The 21,497-nt window shown below is 61.9% G+C and carries 19 protein-coding genes, 1 tRNA gene and 3 pseudogenes; 10 read left to right on the forward strand and 13 right to left on the reverse strand.

The genetic code is table 11. The features are described from left to right. Positions 1–69 precede the first annotated feature (69 nt). Positions 70–1,389: a chromate efflux transporter gene (gene chrA, locus IRZ56_RS07865; protein ID WP_196144431.1), complete on the forward strand. Its 1,320-nt coding sequence runs from the start codon at positions 70–72 to the stop codon at positions 1,387–1,389. Positions 1,390–1,627: 238 nt separating this feature from the next. Here chrA and IRZ56_RS07870 read toward each other — a convergent pair whose 3' ends face one another. From IRZ56_RS07870 to IRZ56_RS07885, 4 genes and pseudogenes are all read right to left on the reverse strand, one after another. Further along, positions 1,628–2,536, reverse strand: coding sequence for an alpha/beta fold hydrolase (locus IRZ56_RS07870; protein WP_196144432.1), 909 nt, complete (start codon positions 2,534–2,536; stop codon positions 1,628–1,630). 205 nt (positions 2,537–2,741) lie between these two features. Beyond that, positions 2,742–3,953 (reverse strand): enoyl-ACP reductase FabV, encoded by a 1,212-nt coding sequence (gene fabV, locus IRZ56_RS07875; protein WP_196144433.1) that lies wholly within the window; start codon positions 3,951–3,953, stop codon positions 2,742–2,744. Between the two features lie 137 nt (positions 3,954–4,090). After that, positions 4,091–4,647, reverse strand: a pseudogene (locus IRZ56_RS07880) (cytochrome b/b6 domain-containing protein). Next, a complete protein-coding gene (locus IRZ56_RS07885) occupies positions 4,647–4,913 on the reverse strand; it encodes a PepSY domain-containing protein (RefSeq protein WP_196144434.1) in 267 nt (88 codons plus the stop codon). Before IRZ56_RS07885 ends, IRZ56_RS07880 begins: the two are co-directional and overlap by 1 nt. A gap of 206 nt (positions 4,914–5,119) precedes the next feature. Between IRZ56_RS07885 and IRZ56_RS07890 the strand changes: the two genes are divergently transcribed. Beyond that, positions 5,120–6,298, forward strand: a complete 1,179-nt coding sequence (locus IRZ56_RS07890) for an acetyl-CoA C-acetyltransferase (RefSeq protein ID WP_196144435.1) — start codon at positions 5,120–5,122, stop codon at positions 6,296–6,298. A gap of 187 nt (positions 6,299–6,485) precedes the next feature. Here the strand turns inward: IRZ56_RS07890 and metE are convergent, their stop codons facing one another. Further along, positions 6,486–8,792, reverse strand: coding sequence for a 5-methyltetrahydropteroyltriglutamate--homocysteine S-methyltransferase (gene metE, locus IRZ56_RS07895; protein WP_196144436.1), 2,307 nt, complete (start codon positions 8,790–8,792; stop codon positions 6,486–6,488). Between the two features lie 273 nt (positions 8,793–9,065). Between metE and IRZ56_RS07900 the strand changes: the two genes are divergently transcribed. The 3 genes and pseudogenes from IRZ56_RS07900 to IRZ56_RS07910 all read left to right on the forward strand — a co-directional run. Further along, on the forward strand, positions 9,066–10,622 hold the full coding sequence (locus IRZ56_RS07900; RefSeq protein ID WP_196144437.1) for a methylenetetrahydrofolate reductase C-terminal domain-containing protein: 1,557 nt from the start codon (positions 9,066–9,068) through the stop codon (positions 10,620–10,622). A gap of 242 nt (positions 10,623–10,864) precedes the next feature. Next, positions 10,865–11,104: a type II toxin-antitoxin system RelB/DinJ family antitoxin gene (locus tag IRZ56_RS07905; RefSeq protein ID WP_196144438.1), complete on the forward strand. Its 240-nt coding sequence runs from the start codon at positions 10,865–10,867 to the stop codon at positions 11,102–11,104. Continuing rightward, positions 11,094–11,228, forward strand: a pseudogene (locus IRZ56_RS07910) (type II toxin-antitoxin system RelE family toxin); the annotation flags it as partial. The gene IRZ56_RS07905 and the pseudogene IRZ56_RS07910, both read left to right, overlap by 11 nt. 164 nt (positions 11,229–11,392) lie before the next feature. Here IRZ56_RS07910 and IRZ56_RS07915 read toward each other — a convergent pair. The 4 genes and pseudogenes from IRZ56_RS07915 to IRZ56_RS23125 form a co-directional block, all read right to left on the reverse strand. Beyond that, the gene (locus IRZ56_RS07915; protein WP_196144439.1) at positions 11,393–11,620 is read right to left on the reverse strand and encodes a hypothetical protein; all 228 of its coding nucleotides are present in this window, start codon (positions 11,618–11,620) and stop codon (positions 11,393–11,395) included. Positions 11,621–12,705: 1,085 nt separating this feature from the next. Next, positions 12,706–13,197: a helix-turn-helix domain-containing protein gene (locus IRZ56_RS07920; protein ID WP_196144440.1), complete on the reverse strand. Its 492-nt coding sequence runs from the start codon at positions 13,195–13,197 to the stop codon at positions 12,706–12,708. Continuing rightward, on the reverse strand, positions 13,194–14,549 hold the full coding sequence (locus tag IRZ56_RS07925; protein WP_196144441.1) for a type II toxin-antitoxin system HipA family toxin: 1,356 nt from the start codon (positions 14,547–14,549) through the stop codon (positions 13,194–13,196). Before IRZ56_RS07925 ends, IRZ56_RS07920 begins: the two co-directional genes overlap by 4 nt. 468 nt (positions 14,550–15,017) lie before the next feature. Next, positions 15,018–15,232: pseudogene (locus IRZ56_RS23125) on the reverse strand (integrase); the annotation flags it as partial. On the opposite strand from IRZ56_RS23125, the gene IRZ56_RS07930 reads away from it, so the two are divergent. Genes IRZ56_RS07930 through IRZ56_RS07940 form a run of 3 tightly spaced genes read left to right on the forward strand, consistent with a single transcriptional unit; the run spans position 15,167 to position 16,736 of the window. Beyond that, positions 15,167–15,778 carry a hypothetical protein gene (locus IRZ56_RS07930; protein ID WP_230390349.1) on the forward strand — a complete coding sequence of 204 codons (612 nt, stop codon included), beginning with the start codon at positions 15,167–15,169 and terminating at the stop codon, positions 15,776–15,778. The pseudogene IRZ56_RS23125 and the gene IRZ56_RS07930 sit on opposite strands and share 66 nt — an antisense overlap. Then, a complete protein-coding gene (locus tag IRZ56_RS07935) occupies positions 15,778–16,119 on the forward strand; it encodes a hypothetical protein (RefSeq protein WP_196144442.1) in 342 nt (113 codons plus the stop codon). Before IRZ56_RS07930 ends, IRZ56_RS07935 begins: the two co-directional genes overlap by 1 nt. Next, a complete protein-coding gene (locus IRZ56_RS07940; RefSeq protein ID WP_196144480.1) occupies positions 16,119–16,736 on the forward strand; it encodes a tail assembly protein in 618 nt (205 codons plus the stop codon). Before IRZ56_RS07935 ends, IRZ56_RS07940 begins: the two co-directional genes overlap by 1 nt. An 8-nt stretch (positions 16,737–16,744) precedes the next feature. On the opposite strand, the gene IRZ56_RS07945 is transcribed toward IRZ56_RS07940, so the two are convergent. Beyond that, entirely contained in the window at positions 16,745–17,713 is a 969-nt protein-coding gene (locus tag IRZ56_RS07945) for a hypothetical protein (RefSeq protein ID WP_196144443.1), read from the reverse strand. 117 nt (positions 17,714–17,830) lie between these two features. Between IRZ56_RS07945 and IRZ56_RS07950 the strand changes: the two genes are divergently transcribed. Further along, positions 17,831–18,457 (forward strand): recombinase family protein, encoded by a 627-nt coding sequence (locus IRZ56_RS07950; RefSeq protein WP_196144444.1) that lies wholly within the window; start codon positions 17,831–17,833, stop codon positions 18,455–18,457. 2 nt (positions 18,458–18,459) lie between these two features. On the opposite strand, the gene IRZ56_RS07955 is transcribed toward IRZ56_RS07950, so the two are convergent. The 3 genes from IRZ56_RS07955 to IRZ56_RS07965 form a co-directional block, all read right to left on the reverse strand. Further along, positions 18,460–19,305 (reverse strand): DUF6602 domain-containing protein, encoded by an 846-nt coding sequence (locus IRZ56_RS07955; RefSeq protein WP_196144445.1) that lies wholly within the window; start codon positions 19,303–19,305, stop codon positions 18,460–18,462. Positions 19,306–19,498: 193 nt separating this feature from the next. Continuing rightward, positions 19,499–19,574 (reverse strand) — tRNA-Thr (locus IRZ56_RS07960). Between the two features lie 82 nt (positions 19,575–19,656). Continuing rightward, a complete protein-coding gene (locus IRZ56_RS07965; RefSeq protein ID WP_196144446.1) occupies positions 19,657–20,067 on the reverse strand; it encodes a pilin in 411 nt (136 codons plus the stop codon). A 220-nt stretch (positions 20,068–20,287) separates the two neighbouring features. On the opposite strand from IRZ56_RS07965, the gene IRZ56_RS07970 reads away from it, so the two are divergent. Then, complete coding sequence (locus IRZ56_RS07970) at positions 20,288–21,496, forward strand: type II secretion system F family protein (protein ID WP_196144447.1); 1,209 nt, start codon at positions 20,288–20,290, stop codon at positions 21,494–21,496. Position 21,497: the final 1 nt, after the last annotated feature.

The raw sequence follows: 21,497 nt of genomic DNA on the forward strand, positions 1-21,497 counted from the left end.
CCTTGTGGGAGCCAGCTTGCCGGCGATTGGGAGGGCGCAGCTCTCCCCTTGCCCTCTGGATAGACCTGCATGCAGACCGAGCACCCTATCCCCTTTCGCCAGGCCATGCTGTTCTGGCTCAAGCTGGGCTTCATCGGCTTCGGCGGCCCCGCCGGGCAGATCGCCCTGATGCACCGCGAGATCGTCGAGCGACGCCGCTGGCTCAGCGAGTCGCGCTTCCTCCACGCCCTCAATTACTGCATGTTGCTGCCCGGCCCGGAAGCCCAACAGTTGGCCACGTACCTCGGCTGGCTGATGCACCGCACCTGGGGCGGCATCGTCGCCGGCGGGTTGTTCGTCCTGCCGTCGCTGTTCATCCTCATCGGCCTGTCATGGGTGTATGTCGCCCATGGCCAGCAGCCGGTGGTGGCCGGCCTGTTCTACGGGCTCAAGCCCGCGATTACCGCCATCGTGCTCCAGGCCGCGTGGCGCATCGGCTCGCGAGTGCTGCACAACGCCGCGTTGTGGGCCATCGCCCTGGCGGCGTTCGTGGCCTTGTTCGGCCTGGGCCTGCCATTCCCGCTGATCGTCATCGGTGCCGGTGTGCTCGGCTACCTAGGCGGGCGCTGGCAACCGAGCCTGTTCCAGACAGTGCGCGCCAGCGGCGGGCAGCAGCCGGTGGCGGAAGAGCCCTCGGTACAACCGGAGCACACCCGCTTCCGCTGGCCGCGCCTGCTGTGGCTGGTGGCCTGCGGCGCCGCGCTGTGGTGCCTGCCGATGGCGGCACTGACACTGCTGTTCGGCTGGGAAGGTACCTTCACCCAGATGGCCTGGTTCTTCACCAAGGCCGCCTTGCTGACCTTTGGTGGCGCCTATGCGGTGTTGCCGTATGTGTACCAGGGGGCGGTGACTCATTACGGCTGGCTGACGCCGACGCAGATGATCGATGGGTTGGCCCTGGGCGAGAGCACGCCGGGGCCGTTGATCATGCTGGTGGCCTTCGTCGGCTTCGTGGGCGGCTACGTGCAGGCGCAGTTCGGCGCCGACCAGGCATTCCTCGCTGGCGCCCTGGCGGCGTGCCTGGTGACCTGGTTCACCTTCCTGCCCTCGTTCCTATTCATCCTGATCGGCGCGCCGCTGGTGGAGAGCACACGGCGGCAGCTGCGTTTCACCGCGCCGCTGACGGCGATCAGCGCGGCGGTGGTGGGGGTGATCCTCAACCTGGCGCTGTTCTTCGGCTACCACGTGTTCTGGCCCCATGGGTTCGGCGCCGGGGTCGATTGGCTGGCGCTACTGATTGCGGTGCTGGCGGCATTGGGGTTGCTGCTGTTCCGCCGCGGGGTGCTGGAGGTGTTGATCGCCTGTGCGTTGGCGGGGCTGCTGGCCACGCTGTATGGGTATCATGTTTGAAGTTGGCAGGGCCGGCCCAATCGCGGGGCAAGCCCGCTCCCACCAGGCCTGCGCTGTTTTCAGAGATACCGCCGTACCTGTGGGAGCTGGCTTGCCAGCGATAGGACCGGGGCAAGCAACTCAAGACAGTTGGCTCCCTGAACTGCCCTTACCCTCCAAACCTTGGAGGCAGTCCAGAGGGCGACGACGTTTTTTGTGGGAGCGGGCTTGCCCCGCGATTGGGCCGGATCAGGCAACCTCAACCGATGACTTGACCCGGTACCTGATCGGGCAACCCGCCTTGCTGCAACCAGGCCAAGGCAATCGGCCACAGGCTTTCGCGGAAACGGTCGTGGAAGAACGCGAAATGGCCGATCTCACCCACCGAGATATCCCCAGGCGCCAGGCGCAGGTGCCGACGCTCGGCGTTCTGCAAGTACCCCAGCAGACGCTCGGTGGCGGCCACGGTGCCGAATGGGTCGTCGGTCAGGCTGATCGCCAGGGTCGCCGCGCGCACCCTGGCGAACGGCAGCTCGGCCAGCGTCCGGCCACTGGGGCGATGCTCGTAGCGTGGCGTGCGGGTGGTCCAGTCGTGCACCACCCCGGCCGGGGTGTCTTCCATCCAGCCCAGGCGCTTGCCGGGGAAGTAGCCACACAAGCGGGTCAGCAGCGGCATCACTAGGTGCCATTTGCCAAGCAGTCGCCAGCGCTGGTCAGCTGCGTAGTCGCGCCAGTAGGCGAACTGCGCGCCCACCATCACCACCCGCCGCAGCCGGTTGCCGGAGGGCGCCAGGCCCACCGCGCAGCCGCCGAAACTGTGCCCTACTACATCCACCGGCTGGCCGGGGAAGGCTTCGCCGGCCAGTTGCAGCATGGCCTCGAAATCCAGCCGCCCCCAGTCGCTCCAGGACGCCTGGAAGCCGCGCAGCGATGCCGGGCGCGACTCGCCGATACCCCGGTAGTCGTAGGTCAGCACATCGAAGCCCTGGGCGAAGAGGTAGTCGGCAAAACGCGTGTAGTAGCGGCAGCGCACCGAGGTGGCGGCGTTGATGATCACCAGCGGGCGCTGGGCGTCGGGTTCGGCATGGCGCCAGCAGAAACCGCCGAGGGTGTAGCCATCGGCAGCGGTGTGGCGAAAGGCGGTGGCGGGTTGGATGAGGCTGCTCATGGCGCGCGTCCTGTGCTGGTGCGCCAACGCTAGCAAAAACCTGGGGCTTTTGTGGCCCTTTTCGTGGGTGGGTGGGGGTATTGGGGAGGGCTTTGCCCTCCAATCGCGGCACAAGGCCGCTCCTACAGGGGCCGGAGGTCGCCCTGTAGGAGCGGCCTTGCGCCGCGAAAGGGGCCGCACAGCGGCCCCCACAACCTACGAGCGCTTACAGTTCGACGCAGTCGAACTTCACGTCGGTGGCCACGTCTTCGTCATAGTTGACGTCAGCGCGCTCGAAGCCGAACAGGTTGAGGAACTGCTTCTTGTAACCGGCATAGTCGGTCAGCTGGAACAGGTTCTCGGTGGTTACCTGCGGCCACAGGGCCTTGCAGGCGTCCTGCACGTCGTCGCGCAGTTCCCAGTCGTCCAGGCGCAGGCGGGCCTTTTCGTCCACCGGCATCGCAGCGCCATCGGCGCGGTACATGCGGTCACGGAACATGCGGTCCAGCTGGTCCTGGGTCCCTTCGTGCACGCCCTTCTCCTGCATGATCTTGAAGACCATCGACAGGTACAGCGGCATGACCGGGATGGCCGAGCTGGCCTGGGTGACGACCGACTTGAGCACCGCCACGTTGGCGCCACCCTTGACCTCGGCGGCCAGCTTCTTGTCCAGGCGCAGGGCGGTTTCGTCCAGGTCCTGCTTGGCCTGGCCCAGAGCACCGTGCCAGTAGATCGGCCAGGTGATTTCCGTGCCGATGTAGCTGAAGGCCACGGTACGCGCACCTTCGGCCAACACGCCGGCGCCCGCCAGGGCGTCGATCCACAGCTGCCAGTCCTGGCCGCCCATGACGGTGACGGTGTCCTGGATTTCCTGCTCGGTGGCCGGCTCGATGCTGGCCTCGATGATGGTGTCCTTGTTGGTGTCGATGGCGGTCGACTTGTACGGCTGGCCGATCGGCTTGAGCGCCGAGCGTACCAGTTCGCCGGTCTGCGGCAGCTTGCGCACCGGCGAGGCCAGCGAGTAGACCACCAGGTCGACCTTGCCGCCCATTTCGTTCTTGATCAGCTCGATGACCTTGGCGCGGGCTTCGTCGGAGAAGGCGTCACCGTTGATCGACTTGCTGTACAGGCCTTCAGCCTTGGCGAACTTGTCGAAGGCGGCAGCGTTGTACCAACCGGCGGTACCGGCCTTGGTCTCGGTGCCCGGCTTTTCGAAGAACACACCCAGGGTGTCGGCCTTGAAGCCGAAGGCTGCGGTGATGCGCGCCGCCAGGCCGTAGCCGCTGGATGCACCGATCACCAGGACTTTCTTCGGACCATCTTCGCGCACACCCTGCTTGCGGGTGGCTTCGATCTGGTCACGAACGTTGAGCTCGCAGCCCTTCGGGTGAGTCGTGGTGCAGATGAAACCGCGAACCTTGGGATGAATGATGGCCAATGTCTGTACCTCTTCAGGTTTGTGCCGAGGAAGCGCGCCGCAGGGGACGATTCCGTTTGATCAGAGGGTGAGACTACCCCCGCAGGTTATCCGACACATATTACGGAGGTGATTGGCGTGATTCAAAACAACCTGGCTCAGCCCTGGTCGTCCGGCAGGCGACGGCGGCCGGTGAGCATCGACAGCGGCAGGTTTTCCCGCAGGCGCACGCTCTCCACCACCGCAGCCAGCAGGTGCACGCAGACCAGCGCCAGCAAGGCGTTGGCCAGGACGCTGTGCACATCCGTGGGCCAGTCGACGCCCCACAGGGCATCCACTTCCTGGGACAGCCAGCCGGTCACGCCCAACCCGACGACGCAGGCAAGCATCAGCAGCATCACCAGCGCGCCGATCGGCGAATGGCCAAGACGATGATAGGGCGCGCCCTTCACCAGGGCCCTGGCGTGTGCCGCCAGCCGCGACGGCGTCAGCCAGAAGTGCCCCCCCCCCCCCCCGGGCGGCCCCCCCCACCGGCGGGGGGCGGCCCCACGAAGCCCCAGACCAGGCGCACGGCCACGCAGGCCAAGGCGTAGTAGCCCAGCCATTGGTGCCAGTCGTCACCCTCTTCGTTGAAGAAGGAATTGGCGAAGAACACCAAGGCCAGGGACCAGTGGCAGCACCTGAGCAACGGGTCCCAGAGCCGCACGCTGGCCATCAGTCATGGATCTCGCTCTTGACCGCCTTGCCGGTCACCGGGTCGTGGTAGATCTCGACCTTGCGGCCGTCCTTGTCGAAGCCGTAGATCTCGTAGCAGTTACCCTTGGTGACCTTGAACTTGTTGATGCGATAGCCCTGCTCCTTGAGTTGGGCCTGGAATTTTTCCTGGTCTTGCCAGGTGCTTTTGTCGGCAGTGGTGCATTCGGTGGTGGCGAAGGCGGCGCTGCTTGCGAGCAGCACGCCGACGGCGATCAGGGTCCGCATGGTGATGGCTCCAATGGGAGAAGTGAACAGAACAAGCTTAGCCAGCCGCGGCGCATTTGCCCGAGGGCCCTCTTCACGCCTGCCGGCCATTCATTTGCTTTTCGGATCAATCGCAAAGAAAAACAAACTTAACAAATGAACCCAACCCGCCGATGCTGGTGCAATCCGCCGACCCGGCGCCCACCCCTTGCACGGAGAACAACAAGATGAACGACGTGGTCATCGTCGCCGCAACCCGTACCGCCATCGGCAGCTTCCAGGGTGCGCTGGCCAATGTGCCGGCCGTGGACCTCGGCGCCGCAGTCATCAAGCGCCTGCTGGAGCAGACCCAGCTGGCCCCGGCCCAGGTCGACGAAGTGATCCTCGGCCAAGTGCTGACCGCGGGTGCCGGCCAGAACCCGGCGCGCCAGGCCGCGATCAAGGCCGGCCTGCCCTACAGCGTGCCCGCCCTGACCCTGAACAAGGTGTGCGGCTCGGGCCTGAAGGCCCTGCACCTGGCGGCCCAGGCGATCCGCTGCGGCGACGCCGAGGTGGTGATCGCCGGCGGCCAGGAGAACATGAGCCTGGCGCCCTACGTGCTGCCCTCGGCCCGCACCGGCCAGCGCATGGGCCATGGCCAGATGGTCGACACCATGATCAGCGATGGCCTGTGGGACGCCTTCAACGACTACCACATGGGCATCACCGCCGAGAACCTGGTGGAAAAATACGGCCTCACCCGCGAGCAGCAGGATGCCTTCGCCGCCGAATCCCAGCGCAAGGCCGTGGCCGCCATCGAAGCCGGCCACTTCAAGGATGAAATCACCCCGATCGTGATGTCGCAGAAAAAAGGCGAGCCGCGGGTGTTCGACACCGATGAACAGCCACGCCCCGGCACCACGGCCGAGGCCTTGGGCAAGCTGCGCGCGGCCTTCAAGAAAGACGGCAGCGTCACCGCCGGCAACGCCTCGAGCCTGAACGACGGCGCCGCCGCCGTGCTGCTGATGAGCGCCACCAAGGCCAAAGCCCTGGGCCTGCCGGTGCTGGCGAAGATCGCATCCTATGCCAGCGCAGGCGTCGACCCGGCGATCATGGGCATCGGCCCGGTGTCCGCCACCCAGCGCTGCTTGGATAAAGCCGGTTGGCAGCTGGGCGATGTGGACCTGATCGAAGCCAACGAAGCCTTCGCCGCCCAGGCCCTGGCGGTGGGCAAGTCGCTGGAGTGGGACGCTGCGCGCGTCAACGTCAACGGCGGCGCCATCGCCCTTGGCCACCCCATCGGCGCCTCCGGCTGCCGCGTGTTGGTGACCTTGCTGCACGAGATGATCAAGCGCGATGCCAAGAAAGGGCTGGCGACGCTGTGCATTGGTGGCGGGCAGGGTGTGGCGCTGGCGATCGAGCGCTGATCTTAAGGCCCAATCGCGGGACAAGCCCGCTCCCACAGGCCTGCGCTGTCTTCAGAGACACCGCCGTACCTGTGGGAGCTCAAGACAGTTGGCTCCCACAGGCCCCGTGTACGCTTGTTGCCATGGGATCCCTGTGGGGGCTTGTCCCGCGATTGGGCCAGTACAGGCAACACCGGCCCCCGCCGCCCTACCCCTTCGAACCCACAACCAAGCCATCACCCCGCAGCTCCCGAGCCGCAGCCACCATGTTCACCAATGCCGCCTCGGTCTCCGGCCAGCCACGGGTCTTCAAGCCACAGTCCGGGTTGACCCACAGCCGCTCGGCCGGAATACGCAGGGCCGCCTTGCGCAACAACTCCACCATCGCCTCCTTGCCCGGCACCCGTGGCGAGTGGATGTCGTACACCCCAGGGCCGATCTCGTTGGGGTAGTTGAAACGCTCGAAGGCCGCCAACAGCTCCATGTCCGAACGCGAAGTCTCGATGGTGATCACATCGGCGTCCATCGCAGCGATCGACTCGATCACATCGTTGAACTCGCTGTAGCACATGTGGGTGTGGATCTGGGTCTCGTCACGCACGCCCGAGGCGCACAGGCGGAAGGCTTCGGTCGCCCAGTCCAGGTAATGCGGCCAGGCATTGCGACGCAGTGGCAGACCCTCGCGGAAGGCGGCTTCGTCGATCTGCACGATGCGGATGCCCGCCGCCTCGAGGTCCAGCACTTCGTCACGAATGGCCAGCGCCAGCTGCCGGGCCTGGGTCTCACGGCTCACGTCCTCACGCGGGAAGGACCACATCAGCATGGTCACCGGGCCTGTCAGCATGCCCTTCATCGGCTTGTCGGTCAGGCCCTGGGCATAGGTACTCCAGCCTACGGTCATGGCTTTCGGGCGGCTCAGGTCGCCGACGATCACCGCCGGCTTCACGCAGCGTGAACCGTAGCTCTGCACCCAACCGAAACGCGTGAAGGCGTAGCCGTCGAGCTGCTCGGCGAAGTACTCGACCATGTCGTTGCGCTCGGCCTCGCCGTGCACCAGCACATCCAGGCCCAGTTGCTCCTGGATCTGCACCGCCTGGCGGATTTCGTTCTGCATCGCCTCGATGTAGTCGGCCTCGGCCAGCTGGCCTTGTTTGTATGCCCGGCGCGCCAGACGGATCGACGCAGTTTGTGGGAAGGAGCCAATCGTCGTGGTCGGAAACGCCGGCAGATCCAATACGGCACGCTGCTTAACGATGCGCTGGGCGAAGACCGACTGGCGCTGGCTGTCCGCCGGCTCGATCGCCGCTACCCGAGCCTGCACGACCGGCTTGTGGATACGCGGCGAGGCGGCGCGGCTGGCCTGCACGGCGCGGCTTTGCTCCAGGGCCACGAGCACCTCGGGGGCCTGCGGCGCGTCGATGGCCTTGGCCAGCACGGCCACTTCCTGGCACTTCTGCACGGCGAAGGCCAGCCAGCTTTGCAGCTCGGCATCGAGCTGGTCTTCACGGGCCACATCCACCGGGCCGTGCAGCAACGAGCAGGACGGCGCGACCCACAGCCGCTCGCCCAGGCGCTCGGCGGCGTGGCGCAGCACACCCAGGGCCTTTTCCAGATCGCAGCGCCACACGTTGCGGCCATTGACCACGCCCAGGGACAGGACCTTGTAGGCCGGCAGGCGATCGAGAATGGTCGGGAACTGCTCCGGCGCGCGTACCAGGTCGATGTGCAGGCCATCGACCGGCAGGTTGGCAGCCAGGCCCAGGTTGTCTTCCAGGCCGCCGAAATAGGTGGCGACCAACTTCTTCAGCGGCGCGCGCTGCAGGATGTTGTAGACGCGCTCGTAGGCATTCTTCCAGTCTTGAGGCAGGTCCAGCGCCAGGATCGGCTCGTCGATCTGCACCCATTCCACGCCTTGGCCGGCCAGGCGGTTGAAGATGGTGTCGTAGAGCGGCAGCAGGCGATCGACCAGCTCCAGCTTGTCGAAGTCACCGCCCTTGGCCTTGCCCAGCCACAGGTAGGTCAGCGGGCCGATCACCACCGGCTTGACCGCATGGCCCAGGGCCTTGGCCTCATCCACTTCCTCGAACAGCTGTTCCCAACTCAGGGTGAAGGCTTGGTCGGCGGTGAATTCCGGGACCAGGTAGTGGTAGTTGGTGTCGAACCACTTGGTCATCTCCTGGGCATGAGCGCCACAGCAATTGTCGCTGACGCCCCGGGCCATGGCGAAGAGGGTGTGCAGGGTCGGCTTGGCACCGTCTTGGGCGCCAAAGCGCGCCGGGATCACGCCGAAGGTCAACGAATGGGTGAGTACCTGGTCGTACCAGGCAAAGTCGCCGACCGGCAGCAGCTCGATACCCGCGTCCTTCTGCACTTGCCAGTGTGTGGCGCGCAGCTCGCGGCCCACCGCGCGCAGGCCGGCTTCGTCGAGCTCGCCCTTCCAGAAGGCCTCCTGGGCCTTCTTCAGCTCGCGGTCGCGCCCAATACGCGGAAAGCCCAGGTTGTGCGCCAGTGCCATGTCTTGTCCCTCAGAAACGTGAAAATGAATGAGGGGATTTTCCTGGGCACAGCAGCGTGAGACAAACTCATTTAATTTGAGCACAACTCAAGATTTGCTCATGATGCGCCCTCAGCTCGCATCCTCCCTGCGGGGCGGGCTTGTCCCGCGATCAGGGCCCTCAAGGCCACCCCCCATGTCTCATTCAAAGCAATTCCCTACGCATCCGGACATCCCCCACTTCCCGCCCTGCCCCACAATGCCACTGTGCCCAAACCAGATACCCGACCGCCCATGAGCCAGCTGAAAACGGCGCTGCACGACAACACCTTCGTCTGCGTCATGGAGTTCGTCCCCAAGTCTTCCAGCGAGCGCTTCGCCAGCATCGAAGCTCTCATGGCGCGCAAGCACCTGTGCGGCTGGCCCATGACCGTGGCCATCGCCGACCGCGTCGGCAGCCCGTTCGAAATGTCGCCGCTCGACGCCTATAGCAGCTTCCAGCAGCCCCACCCCACCCTGCTGCACTTTTCCGGCAAGGACCGCGAGCGCCACCATCTGCTCGACCAACTGCAACGGATGGACGCCGCCGGCCTCGACCAGCTCCTGCTGCTGACCGGCGACCGCCTGCCCGGCCACGTGCTCGGCCAGCGCCCGGTGCGCTACCTCGAGTCCGTCGCCGCCCTGCAGATCGTTCGCCAGGCCCGCCCCGACTGGCTGCTGGGCGCTGGCATGCACCCGTTCAAGTACCGCGAGGAAGAAGGCGGCGCCCAGTACTTCAAGGCCGAAAAGAAACTCGCTGCCGGCGCGGATTTTCTCGCCCTGCAACTGGGCTTCGACGCCAGCAAGCACCTCGAAGCCATCCAGTGGATGCACCGCCAGCCTAACCCCAAGCCGCTGATGGCCTGCGTGATGGGCCTGACCCTGGGCCGCGCGAAGATCTTCGAGCACGTCGCCGGCATCGTCGTCACCCCCTCCATGCACGACCTGCTCGCCGCCGAGGTCGCCGTGTCCAAGGCCCACGCCCAGGCCCGCAGCCTCGAGCGCCTGGCCCTGCAGATCATCGGCCTGCGCCTGATGGGCTATGCCGGCATCCACCTCTCCGGCATCCACGACCTGGAACAACTGCAGGCACTGGAAAACACCCTCAACGACTGGCAGGCCCGCATTCATTCGCTCGAACAATGGGCCCCCGCCTGGCAAGCCTGCTGGCAGATGCCCGGCCTACCCGCCGTCACCTTCCACCCACCCGGCGCCAACTGGCGCCTGGGTGAGTCCCAGGTCAGCGCCTCGCCGAAGGAAACAGCGCGTTACCACCTGCTGCACGGCGCGCATTCATTGCTGTTCAGCCGCACCAACTGGCTGAGCCAGGCCTTCGGCTGGGCCGTGCAACGCCCCCTCTGGGCAACGCCCACCGGCGCCCGCGTACTCCATCGCCTGGAACGCAGCGTGAAAAGGCCATTGCTCGGTTGCGACACCTGCGGCCGCTGCCGACTGGAAGACACGCTCTATATCTGCCCCGAAAGCTGCCCCAAAGGCCTGGCGAACGGCCCCTGCGGCGGGACCACGCTCAACCGCTGCGAGTTTGGCGACCGGGAATGCGTGCACAGCGTGAAATACCGCACCGCCAAGGCCGTGCAGCAAACCGCCGTGCTGACCGAACGGCTCATCCCCTGCATCGAAGAAGACACCCGCCACCGCAGCTCCTGGCCAACCTGGTTCGAAGCCCCGGCCGCAGCGCCCCTGACCATTGCAACGCCCTGTGGGAGCGGGCTTGCCCCGCGATTAGGCCCTCAAGCCGAGCCCAAATTACCAACACAGCCGGCCCGCCCAGCGACCGAGCTGGAGAATTGATCTCTCCCCAAAAAACAACCCTACCTCCCTGTAGGAGCGGCCTTGTGCCGCGATGGGCCGCACAGCGGCCCCAATCTCCATCAAGCGCACTCTGTTCAGCGCCAATACCTGCTCCCTCTTCTGCGCCAGCAATCATCACTCACATCAAAGCGACAACCCGTCGGCAAGACCATGTACTGGCTTGCTCGGTGAGCCACTTTAGGCCATTGTAAAGACCAATGTCATTACAAGGGACCGATATCATGGCATCCATCAATGTTCGTATTGACGACGATCTCAAAATCCGCGCCTATCGCGAGCTCGAAAAATTGGGCGTCACGCCATCCGAGCTGATGCGCCAAGCGTTGCAATACGTGGCAGAGCGCGGGCAACTGCCTTTCAAACCGGTACTCCTGACGGAAGAGGATGAAGCCCTGCTCGCCACGGTTCGCGAACGCATCGCCTCCCCTCAACGGGTAAAGGTTTCGCTGGATGACCTATAACCTCGAATTCGATGCCAGGGCACTGAAAGAATGGCAAAAACTAGGCGACACCGTTCGCCAACAATTCAAGAAAAAGCTAGCTTCGGTTTTGCTCAACCCTCGGTGTCATGAAACAGGGAGGTTGCCCAAACGTGCATATAGTTCTCAGCTTTTCATGCAAGCGCAGCCCATCGCGAATCAACCCCATTTCCCAATCCTGTAGGAGCGGCCTTGTGCCGCGATGGGCCGCACAGCGGCCCCAATCCCGACCAAAACACCTTCCAGCGCCCAACGCCTACAACAAACCCTCTATTCCCCCTCCCCAGCCCGCCCCTCATCAAGCAGCTTGCCGCACTGCTCACCCGCCAAACGGCTAATGATCCTGATCGCCTGATGAATCCCCGCCGTGGCACGGAAGCTCAGCTGCGGCTGGTGATCACATTCCAGTTGCTCGTCGTGATGCACCAGCGATTCGCCGAGCAGCTCAAGGGTCCAGACATAGCGCTGGAGGGTGGCAATGTGTTCATTATCAGTCATGGGGCACCTGCCGTTGCGCAGGCTTTGGGTTGCCCTGGGTATGGATAGGGTAGAAACGGTGGGGTTCAGGCGCCGGCGAGGTTAGGCGGCGGAGAGCGGATGCGAGGATCCTGAGTCGGCTCAACGTAAGCATGCATGAGACTCCAAGTTAGGTTGGAGCTGCCACGCACCGTCGCCAAACAATGGGTGGCAGCTGTACGCAGGTTGGCGAACCGGGAACTTGGAACCCGGCAGACCCGAGGGTCTCCCACGCACAGCCGCCATAGCACGAGGCCGCAAGCATAAAAAAAGCGCCTGCAGTCGTGTGGGGCGCTGATGCGCCAAGTTTATCCGGGTCGCCAAACCCGGTCGCGGAATTTGCCGCGACTGAGGGCAATTTATCCCTGCAGGTCCGCTAGTGCAAGGTCAAGGCTGCATGAAAAGGCCGTGACTTGCCGTAGGAAAAGGCTTGATATCGCTTAGTTCGGCGGCCATCACCCAAATGACGCCGCGCCTCTTCCGGTAAAAGGTGAACCGCCTATTGCACTTGTATAACAAGGATCAACAGGGTTGGTTGCTGTGTAAGCATTGCCGGTGAGAGTGCCACAGACAGCACCAAGTCGCAGATGAATCCACCAACGATGGCCACCGTGAGGTCATGAAGAAATTTACGCATTTGGGAGAGTCCCGTTTCGTTAAGGGACTCCCATTAAATTGTCACCGCTCGCGTGCCAGAACCACCCTGGCACATTTTTTTTGCCGCTCTGAAAGCCGCTCATGCAGGTGTATTCGCGTGCCACCAGCGGGTTGTTCTAGGAAGCTTGTCACCACTCATGACCAAACAAGTCAGGGTGGCAGCAATACGCGGGTTGGCCGACCGGGACGAAAGGGGCCCGGCACACCCGAAGGTGTCCCGCGCACCACCGCCATGACGCAACATCGCGGGCACAAAAAAAGCGCCTGCGATGAAGACTGGGCGCTGTTGCGCCTTTCGATTCCGACCGGCCAAGGTCGCATCGCCGATGTGTCGGCGACCTAGGCGTTTTATCCCCGTGGGCAGGGTTGTGCAACCTTGCTTGCCCAGTGAGGCAAGTGAATGCGCAATCTCACTTTTCCTGACCGCTTTTCCGTGCCCGTGGCGATGCCGGCCTCGACACTGCCTTCTTCGCTTTGGCTGCCGCAGGGCTTTTTCCTCGTTTCGGTCCGGCCATCACGTTGGAACTGGCCAGCGGCGAAAGATTCGCCACCAGCGGCGCGGCCACAGCGATTGGCCCACCAGCCTTCAACTGGCCAACATTGTTGCCGACGACCGTTCCAGTGGGCTTATCTTTGGCAGTCATCACCATACCCATCCGCACGCCAAAGAGACGCAGCACGGCCTCCAAAGTGCTGAGCTTCGGATTCGACTTCCCGCTTTCCAGTTCGTACAGGCTTTTCGTGGACATCTTGCACATGACCGCGAAGGTCTCTTGGTCAAGCCCGGTGACTTCGAGCCGCAGACGGCGGATGGATGTCCCAATTGGATCGAGCCCCGCCGCGTTGCGCTTGACGATATCCTCTACGAGCTGAGCGCGCTCTTCAGGCTGTAGTTTTTTCATCGCAGTCCCCACTCCACGAGTCGCTTATCCAGGTTATTCACGGGTAGAGAGGCTGCATTGCGCATCGATTCAGGAGCATCGGTCAACAGATCGGGCAACGCCCGGAATTCCTCAGCCGCATTCATCAACCGTTGCAGCAGAACATCGGGATCAGTGTAACCAACAAGCTCAGCGCAGTTGTCGCCCCAATTAGAAGACCCCTTACGCTCCGCCGCCCACTTCGTCGTCCGTGTGATGCCTTCTTCATCCAGGATCATTGGCGCGAGGTCATAGATTGGCGCTAAACGAAACCTCCCACCCTCACGCATGATGGAGGTGTTGCGGCCGTGGTTATCGGTGTTCCCTAGAATGCGGTTCAGCAGATCGCGCCGCACGTACTCGAACACCAGGTCGTCCACCTCATCCTGCTGGCCGTTCTCGATCCATAGACCTACCAGTCGGTGAACCACTTCGGCGTGTGCCATCGGATGCCCGTAGCCGGTAATGCCGCAGATCGAGTACACCGACTCCAGCGGTATCCGCTCCACCACGCCATCCACTACTCGGCGATCAAATCGTGGCATCCAGAGGCTTGGCTTCACCGCCTCTTCAAGTGCCAAACCATCAGTGGGAACCGTATCAAGGCCGAGGGCAGCAACCGCCTTGTAGTAATGAAACTCTGTTCGCAGGATGTCTTTGTCGCGCTCGCCACCTCGATTACGCGCAAACTTGATCAGCCAGTGACGGCACGCCTGGTCATCGGGGAGCATCGCATCAGCGTACAAAGCACCGTCGCGGGCTTCGGTCATGACCAGCTTGGGGGCTTGCCCGTTGGCACCGGTAGCACCGCCCAACGCCGCACCGGCTTCATAGGCGTACTCAAGAAATTCGTTCGTCCTGTCCACGACCTCAGCGTGCGCGAAAGCCTCGTTCCGATCTGGCTGAAGGCCTTCCACCGACTCCTTGATGCGCACATGCCCAATAGGGGCCGGCGTGAAACGTTCTAGAAGGTACAGCCCCATTTCCACGCCTTCGGGTTTAAGACGCCCGTAGCGGGATTCAAGAGAATCCTTGGCAGCACCAGAGGGAATGATGTCGTAGAGGAATGCTGGATACCCTTTGACGTCATGGTGGTCCCAGTTCAACGGAAGGTTAACGCTTAGGGCCAGTTCGCAACGATCTTCCATGCGGTCAACGTTCGCGATGATGTATTCGTCGTCGTATGCGACAAGACACCTTCCATCAGCAACACGCTCGGGGTTCTCAACCGTGAGTGTTGCTGCATCGCTCCATGCACCATCGGAGAAAGCCTGGATCGTGAGTCTGAGCGGCATCGCAACACCATTAATCAGCATTTGAATGCTGATTATCATAGTGTGCACGGGAGAAACCGGCAATACTTTGCTGATTAGAAGCGTCAGCACGGGTAAAACCGGCACCATACTACCGATTATGCATTCACAGCGCATGGGAGGGTGCTAGAGGTAGTTGCTGCGCCTGGGAAGCAGAACTGCCTGTGATTCGGCTTTTGGGTTATAGGGCCATGTTTATTTGCGTGGTCAGGTGGTGGATGGCTACCAAGAGGCGCAGCATGCCGGCACACCTTCAGAAGAAGTCGAGCAGCTACGGCAGCACGCGGAGTTCCTGTTTCAGTCAGTGATGGATTACCAGCTTCATGCGTTGAGGGGGCAGCCGTTCGATAGTCATTGAACTGACTCGATAAGCTCTGCCCTCAGGCTCCGCACCTTGCCAACGCGTTACCACGCGAAAACGGTGATTTTTTGATCTTTGCTGCTACGCCAGCTAACTGCAGGTCGTGGATGCTGCTTTTGCCTGTCAGGCATGCGTGCGTCCCCACTCATCTTGGTCCCGCGTGTGGAATAGCGGACGCCTTCAATCGGCTTACGGGTATCGGGGATCTCCCACTTCGCCCGTTGAGGTCGAATTCATCCCATCGGGCGAAGCGCAGTTCGCTGGAGCGCACGAACACATGCAGCGTCAGCAGCACTGCGAGCCGAGTCAGCTCGCGACCGGTGTAGTTGTCGATTCGGTCAAGGCCCGTCAGTCGCTCGACGCATACACCCTTTTCACCGACGCCGCTAAAGCGGCTCTGCCCAGTATCGCCGAAACAGCGGGCGCGGCGATGGATGCCGAGTGCAGGGCCTATGTCTACGACCTGAACTCGAAGGACCGTAGTGACCTGATGGCCGAAATGCGCCAGGGCCGGGAGCAGCGCATCACCGCAGCAATCCTGCGCGGCCCCGCCCGTCTCAGCGGTTTTTCCAATGAACAGCTGATCCAGCTCGGCGCCGCCGGCATTGCTGTCCATCACACTGATGCCGTGCTGACGCTGGGCCGCCTGGCGGGTGGTATGCGCGACCTCCTGCACATGGTGCAGCCCCTGGGCAATGACGTCATCCGGGCCGGGGTAGAGCTTGACAGCAAGACAGCAGAGATCGGCTCCCTGACTAAGGTAAGCCAGGGCCTGATGGACCTGATCGAGTGGCTCAAGCCGATTCCGCTGGAACTGCCAAGCAACACCCCCCTGACGCCCGAGATGGCTGAGCGGATAAAGCAGCAGCCCTCTGCGGAGGCGGCCTAATGAGCTACAAAGATCGATTCAGCGAGGCGTGCAAAACCGGCGACTTCGCCGTCAATCCCATAGCTGTGAGCGGCTATGACGTCTGGAATGTGCAGTGCGTGCAGCGTGGTCGCCACGTCGACATAGACGGCCCATTTTTCACTGAAGAAGAGGCGCGCATCTCAGCCGACCTGCTGCGCGGATCTTACCGCGGCGTGAAGGCAGTATCGGCCTGCCACTGCGCAGCCTGGAACCCTGACCCTGCCCGCGAGAAGGCTATTCGCATCCAGGGCCTGCAGAGTCGCGAAATGCTCGCTCGCCGCCTGGGTGTCCACCTTCCAATCCCAAAGGAGAATCCATGATGACTGCTCAAGTTCGAAGAGCTGAAGCTTGGACCACCGTTTACCTGTCCGGCCCGCTGATTCGCAAGTTCTTCCGCAAGAAAGATTATCTGCTGGACAGCCAAAACACCTGGGAGGTATTCCGAGCCTTGAAGGCCACGCTAGAAGGCTTTGAGCAGGAGATCAAGCGCCTGGAAGCGCTAGGTATGCGGTTCGCGATCTTCCGAAACAGGAAGAATGTCGGTGAAGATGATTTCGAGCGTGGCGGTGCTAGTGAGATCCGAATCGTGCCCGTAGTCGGCGGGAGCAAACGCGGGGGTACCCTGCAGACGATCGTGGGGGCTGTGATGGTCGTGGTCGGCCTTGTGATTACCGGCGGCACGTTCGGCGCCGGGGCTCCATTCGGCTCAGCCATGATAACGATGGGCGCCTCAATGATGGTCGGCGGCGTGATACAAATGCTCAGCCCCCAGGCAAAAGGGCTTTCTCAAAGCGGCACCCCTGAAAACCTGCCTTCGTATGCCTTCGGTTCCGCCAAGAACACCACTGCCAGCGGCAACCCTGTACCGATTTGCATCGGAGAACGACGCTGGGGCGGAGCGATTATATCCGCCTCAATCGAAGCACAAGATAAATGAAAGCAAGCTCACGAGGACTTCTTGCCAAGCTCCGCTGCGCTGGCTATCGCCTTTTCTACCAAGTTGGTGGCGGCACCTACAACTGCCGGATCAGCTGGGCCAGTCTCGGCATTTGAAAATGCGCTTTGCCCACTTATATTCCAGTGGGCAAAGGCTTCCTTGACCTCTTCCCATTGAGCGTTAGCCCCATAAGTATCAAGATAAAACTCTCCAAAACGAATAGCATGGGCTCTCTCCCCAAGTTTCAAAGACTCATGCATATAAGACTTACTGAAAACAAAGGAGTACCTGGCAAGGAAGCCGCAAAGCCCGACCACGACCAAACCTCTAAAGAGGTGGAAAAAGTAATAAGCTAGACCTGCCCCTGATGCATGATGAAAGTTATCGGAGCTGTTAACCATAGTAAGAATGGCGATAATAACACCGATTACTAGCGAAAAAGCGCCTGCGACCGCCCAGGCTATGGATATCCCGTGGAACCGGCTCTCTTTCGAGCTTAGGAGGCCCAGTGCGTCCTTCACAAATCGTTTAGAATTTCCTTGCAGGGCTTTTTGGCTCTCTTCTGTAAGCCTTTTCTTTTCGAGCTCCAACTCTTTCCTTTGCTCTTCTAGAGTCATACGGAATGAAATAAGCTCATCTTTATCGGCAATCATCTGAGCCTGCTGCTCAGCTAGCCTCGACTCGAGAGCTTCTCTTCGTTGAGACAGAATTTGCTCTTGCTTTGAAAGCATTTCATTTCGTTGCTCTATCGAGGCCAGAAGCTCTGTTTCGCGTTGCGCGAAAATATTACGCTCCTGCTGCATCCTGCTCTCGATGTAATCTTCCCGCTCTGCTAACTGTTTACGCAGGCTGTCGAGTTCTTTTTCCCGTTTGGCTAGGACTGCGTATTGACGGCGCGACTCAAGGGCTGCAGCTTCAGAATCATGAACCGCCATTACTTGACCTTTGGATTGGTGGGAAAGGTAAGAATGATACATCGAGGTATGCCTAGGCTGATACGGGCAATTTGAGCTTTTATCAGCCTTTTTGCTTGATAAGTACCACCCAAAATGCAACAGTATTAGGATAACACCCTAACTGATACAGGTTGCACTATGTTCATCCGCGCCTACCTTCGAGCATCCACCGACGAGCAAGACGCCGGCCGTGCCCGTGCATCCCTGGAGAAGTTCGCCAGCGACCATAACAAGGTCATCGCCTGCGAGTACCTGGAGAACGCCAGCGGTGCCGCCGCAGATCGGCCGGAGCTGCTGCGCCTGCTCTCGGATGCACGCAAGGGTGACGTACTGCTTGTCGAATCCATCGACCGCCTTTCTCGTCTACCCGCTGATGACTGGGCCAAACTCAAGGCTGCGATCGACGCCAAGGGCCTGCGCATCGTCGCGCTGGATCTGCCCACCAGTCATCAGGGTATGCGTGACACGCGAGGCGACGAATTCACCGACCGGATGCTGGCCGCGATCAACTCGATGCTGGTGGAAATGATGGCCGCGATCGCGCGCAAGGATTACGAGCAGCGGCGCGACCGCCAGGCCCAGGGCATTGAGAAGGCCAAGGCCGCTGGCAAATATCAGGGGCGGCCGGTGGACGCTGATCTGCACAAGCGCGTAAAGGAGCTACTGAAGGCTGGGCTTGGAATCCGCGCTGCGGCTCGGCACGCAAACTGTTCGACTACCACGGTGCTTAAAATTAAATCGCAATTTTTTCCAGAGCGTCTTTAGCTTTAGATCTGAACATAATCTGGGTGGGCAAATGCGTTCAGCTGCTCGCCCAGGATGTAAGTTGAGTAAGGCAATACAGCAGTCGTGCGCCCTCTGTGGCAAGCATTTACCAGCTCATTTAACAGAAATTGAAAATCCCCTCCGGGATGTTTGAAAAACGCAACTTGACTGGCTCCCACGGCACTGCGAAGCAATGCACCTTTAGCGTCAGCGAAGAGCATTATCCCCTCCGTAAGCGAGACGACCACATTCGGAGAAAGGTGAGGGGCTGCCTCTGCGCAAATAGCAGCATAATTCTTACCGAGGGTTGCGCGACTAACCCCGTAAGATTGACAGAGAACGAAGCAGAATGGCTGATCGTAGCGGTTCCGCTCTGGATCGAAGGCTTCAGAGTCAGCACCCTGTATTACCATTGCGCTGCCGAAGTGCCTAAAACACGTCGCGTCTTTCGATGCGCGCTGCAGTGATTTGACCCGTCTAATTTTGAGGACTGAATCTCGCAACTCCTTGCTTCCCAGCGTGCTCTTGATTTCGCCAACAGCAATCACCCCCTCGCACGGGATATAAGTCGCTTCCGGAGAGCCGCCAATAGAGAAAACAGGACAATTATCTCTTTCATGGATCACCACATCTGCTTGATTCGATGTACCACCAAAAGAATCGATAACGCAGCCTGTTGCCACGCTAGCTGCCGCAGGCAGAAGCGTTTGAAGCTTCATTCGAACGGAATGCTCGCGGGCCCCACCCACCAAGCCGGGCGTAGTTGCGTTGCCAGCCCGGGCGAAGCTATCTACTAGATCTTGAGCAAGATAACCAAGGAACTGAGATACATCAAAAGAATCATCCATGAAGATGCCTCTTGAACAGTTGCGCGGGGTTGAGAAGATATGGCGTCCCCGGGCCGGTTTGAACGGCCAACCTTCCCGTTAGGGGGGATAAGGAAGGTAGGTGAGGTCGTTGAGAAAGCCATCAGTTGCTGTCACCTTGCTGTCATCACCGACTGCAGGTAAAACCGAAACTAACCTAACCTCTTGATTTTACTGGTGCCGGAGACAGGAATCGAACCTGCGACCTTCGCGTTACGAGTGCGCTGCTCTACCGACTGAGCTACACCGGCGTGAGCGCAACGCTACCACTGCCGCGGGCGTTACGCAAACCTCTGTTTCCCCTCGCTTATTCCCCCGCCCCTGGCGCCCGCATCAGGCGCCCTTGCAGCCGTTCGGGGCGAGGTCTTCTTCCACCGTGGTGGTGCAGCGCCAGCCAGTGGTGGTGCGGGTCAAGGTGAGGGTCTTGCCGAGCACGTTGGCCGGTGCATCGGCGAGGGTGCAGGTGATTGCCGCGGTGCCGTCGGCTGCGGTACCACGGGCGGTGATGGCGCAGTGGGCGGTGGTGGGCTGGCCGCCGAGGGCGTTGACGTCGGCAACGTCCTTGCCTTCGTTCAGGCGCAGTTCCATCGCGGTCTTGAGTGCGGAGATTTCCGCAAGGCCAGCGCTGGCTTTGGCGCGGGCTTGCTGGTTGGTGTACATGGGAATGGCGATGGTCGCCACGATGCCGATGATCGCCACGACGATCATCAGCTCGATCAGGGTGATGCCCCGTTGCCCTTTCATGAACGCTTTTCCTTGTTGATACGGCTATGCCTTGGATCCAATCTCGGACACCTAGGACAGACAGGCGCGCAGTAGAGCCGAACCGACACCTTTTGTCACCCCTGCCCGCCTGGATGCCGGGCTCGCTGGACTACTCTAGTGACCAACAGGGAAACCCGCCCGGCCATGGGCACGGCAAGCTGTTACGGGGCTTGTCGGCATTGCAACATAGGACGTTTGCATGAGCCATTCGACACGCTTGTACGCCTGGGAAGGCACCACCATCAACGGCAACAGAATCAACGGCCGCACCGAGGGGCGCAGCTTGGCGTTCGTGCGGGCCGACTTGCAGCGCCAGGGCATTCGCGTGGGGCGGGTGCGGCCGGCGAGCCGCCTGCAATGGCGCTGGCCAGCAGGCCGCGGCAAGGCGGATGCGGCGGGGTTCAGCCGGCAGTTGGCGACCTTGCTCAAGGCTGGCGTGCCGCTGCTGCAGGCGTTCGAGGTGATGGGCCGCAGCGGGGGCGACGAACACTTGGGGCGGTTGCTGGCGCAATTGCAACAGGATGTTGGCGCGGGGCTGGGGCTGGCCGAGGCGCTGCAACGCCACCCGGCGTGGTTCGACCGGCTGTACTGCAACCTGGTGCGCATGGGTGAGCAGTCCGGCACGCTGGACGGGCAGCTCGAGCAGTTGGCGGGCATGCTGGAACAGCGCCAGGCGCTGCAGCGTCGGGTGCGCAAGGCGATGCTCTACCCGTTGCTGCTGTTGCTGACCGGGCTGGGGGTGTCGGCGCTGTTGCTGCTGGAGGTGGTGCCGCGGTTCCAGGGGTTGTTCGCCAGCTTCGATTCATCGCTGCCGGCGTTTACGCAATGGGTGATCGACTTATCAACAGGGCTTGGGCGGTATGCGCCCTGGGTAGCGGCGACGGTTGTGTTGTTGGCAGCGGGCGTGCGCGAGCTTCATCGGCGTCATGCGCCGGCACGCTTGTGGATCGCACGCCAGGCGTTGCGGGTGCCGGTGCTGGGCAAGCTGCTGGGGCAAGCGGCGTTGGCGCGCTTTGCGCGGGGCCTGGCCACGGCCTATGGGGCTGGGGTGCCATTGCTCGATGCACTGGGCACGGTGGCGACGGTGTGTGGTGGGCAGGTGCATGAGCAGGCGGTCTTGCGCTTGCGCCAGGCCATGGGCAATGGCCAGGGGTTGCATCAGGCGATGGCGGCGGACCCGCTGTTTCCGCCCTTGCTGGTGCAGCTGGCGGCGATCGGTGAATCCAGCGGCACGCTCGACCAGATGCTGAAAAAAGCCGCCACACATTACGAAGAACAGGTCAGCCAGGCCCTCGACCAGTTGACCAGCCTGCTGGAGCCCGCCATCGTGCTGGTCCTCGGCGTGGTGGTGGGTGGCCTGGTGGTCGCCATGTACTTGCCGATCTTCCAGTTGGGTAACTTGGTCTGAC

It is taken from the genome of Pseudomonas guariconensis (assembly GCF_015680235.1).
In the GTDB taxonomy this organism is placed as follows: Bacteria; Pseudomonadota; Gammaproteobacteria; order Pseudomonadales; family Pseudomonadaceae; genus Aquipseudomonas; species Aquipseudomonas guariconensis_A.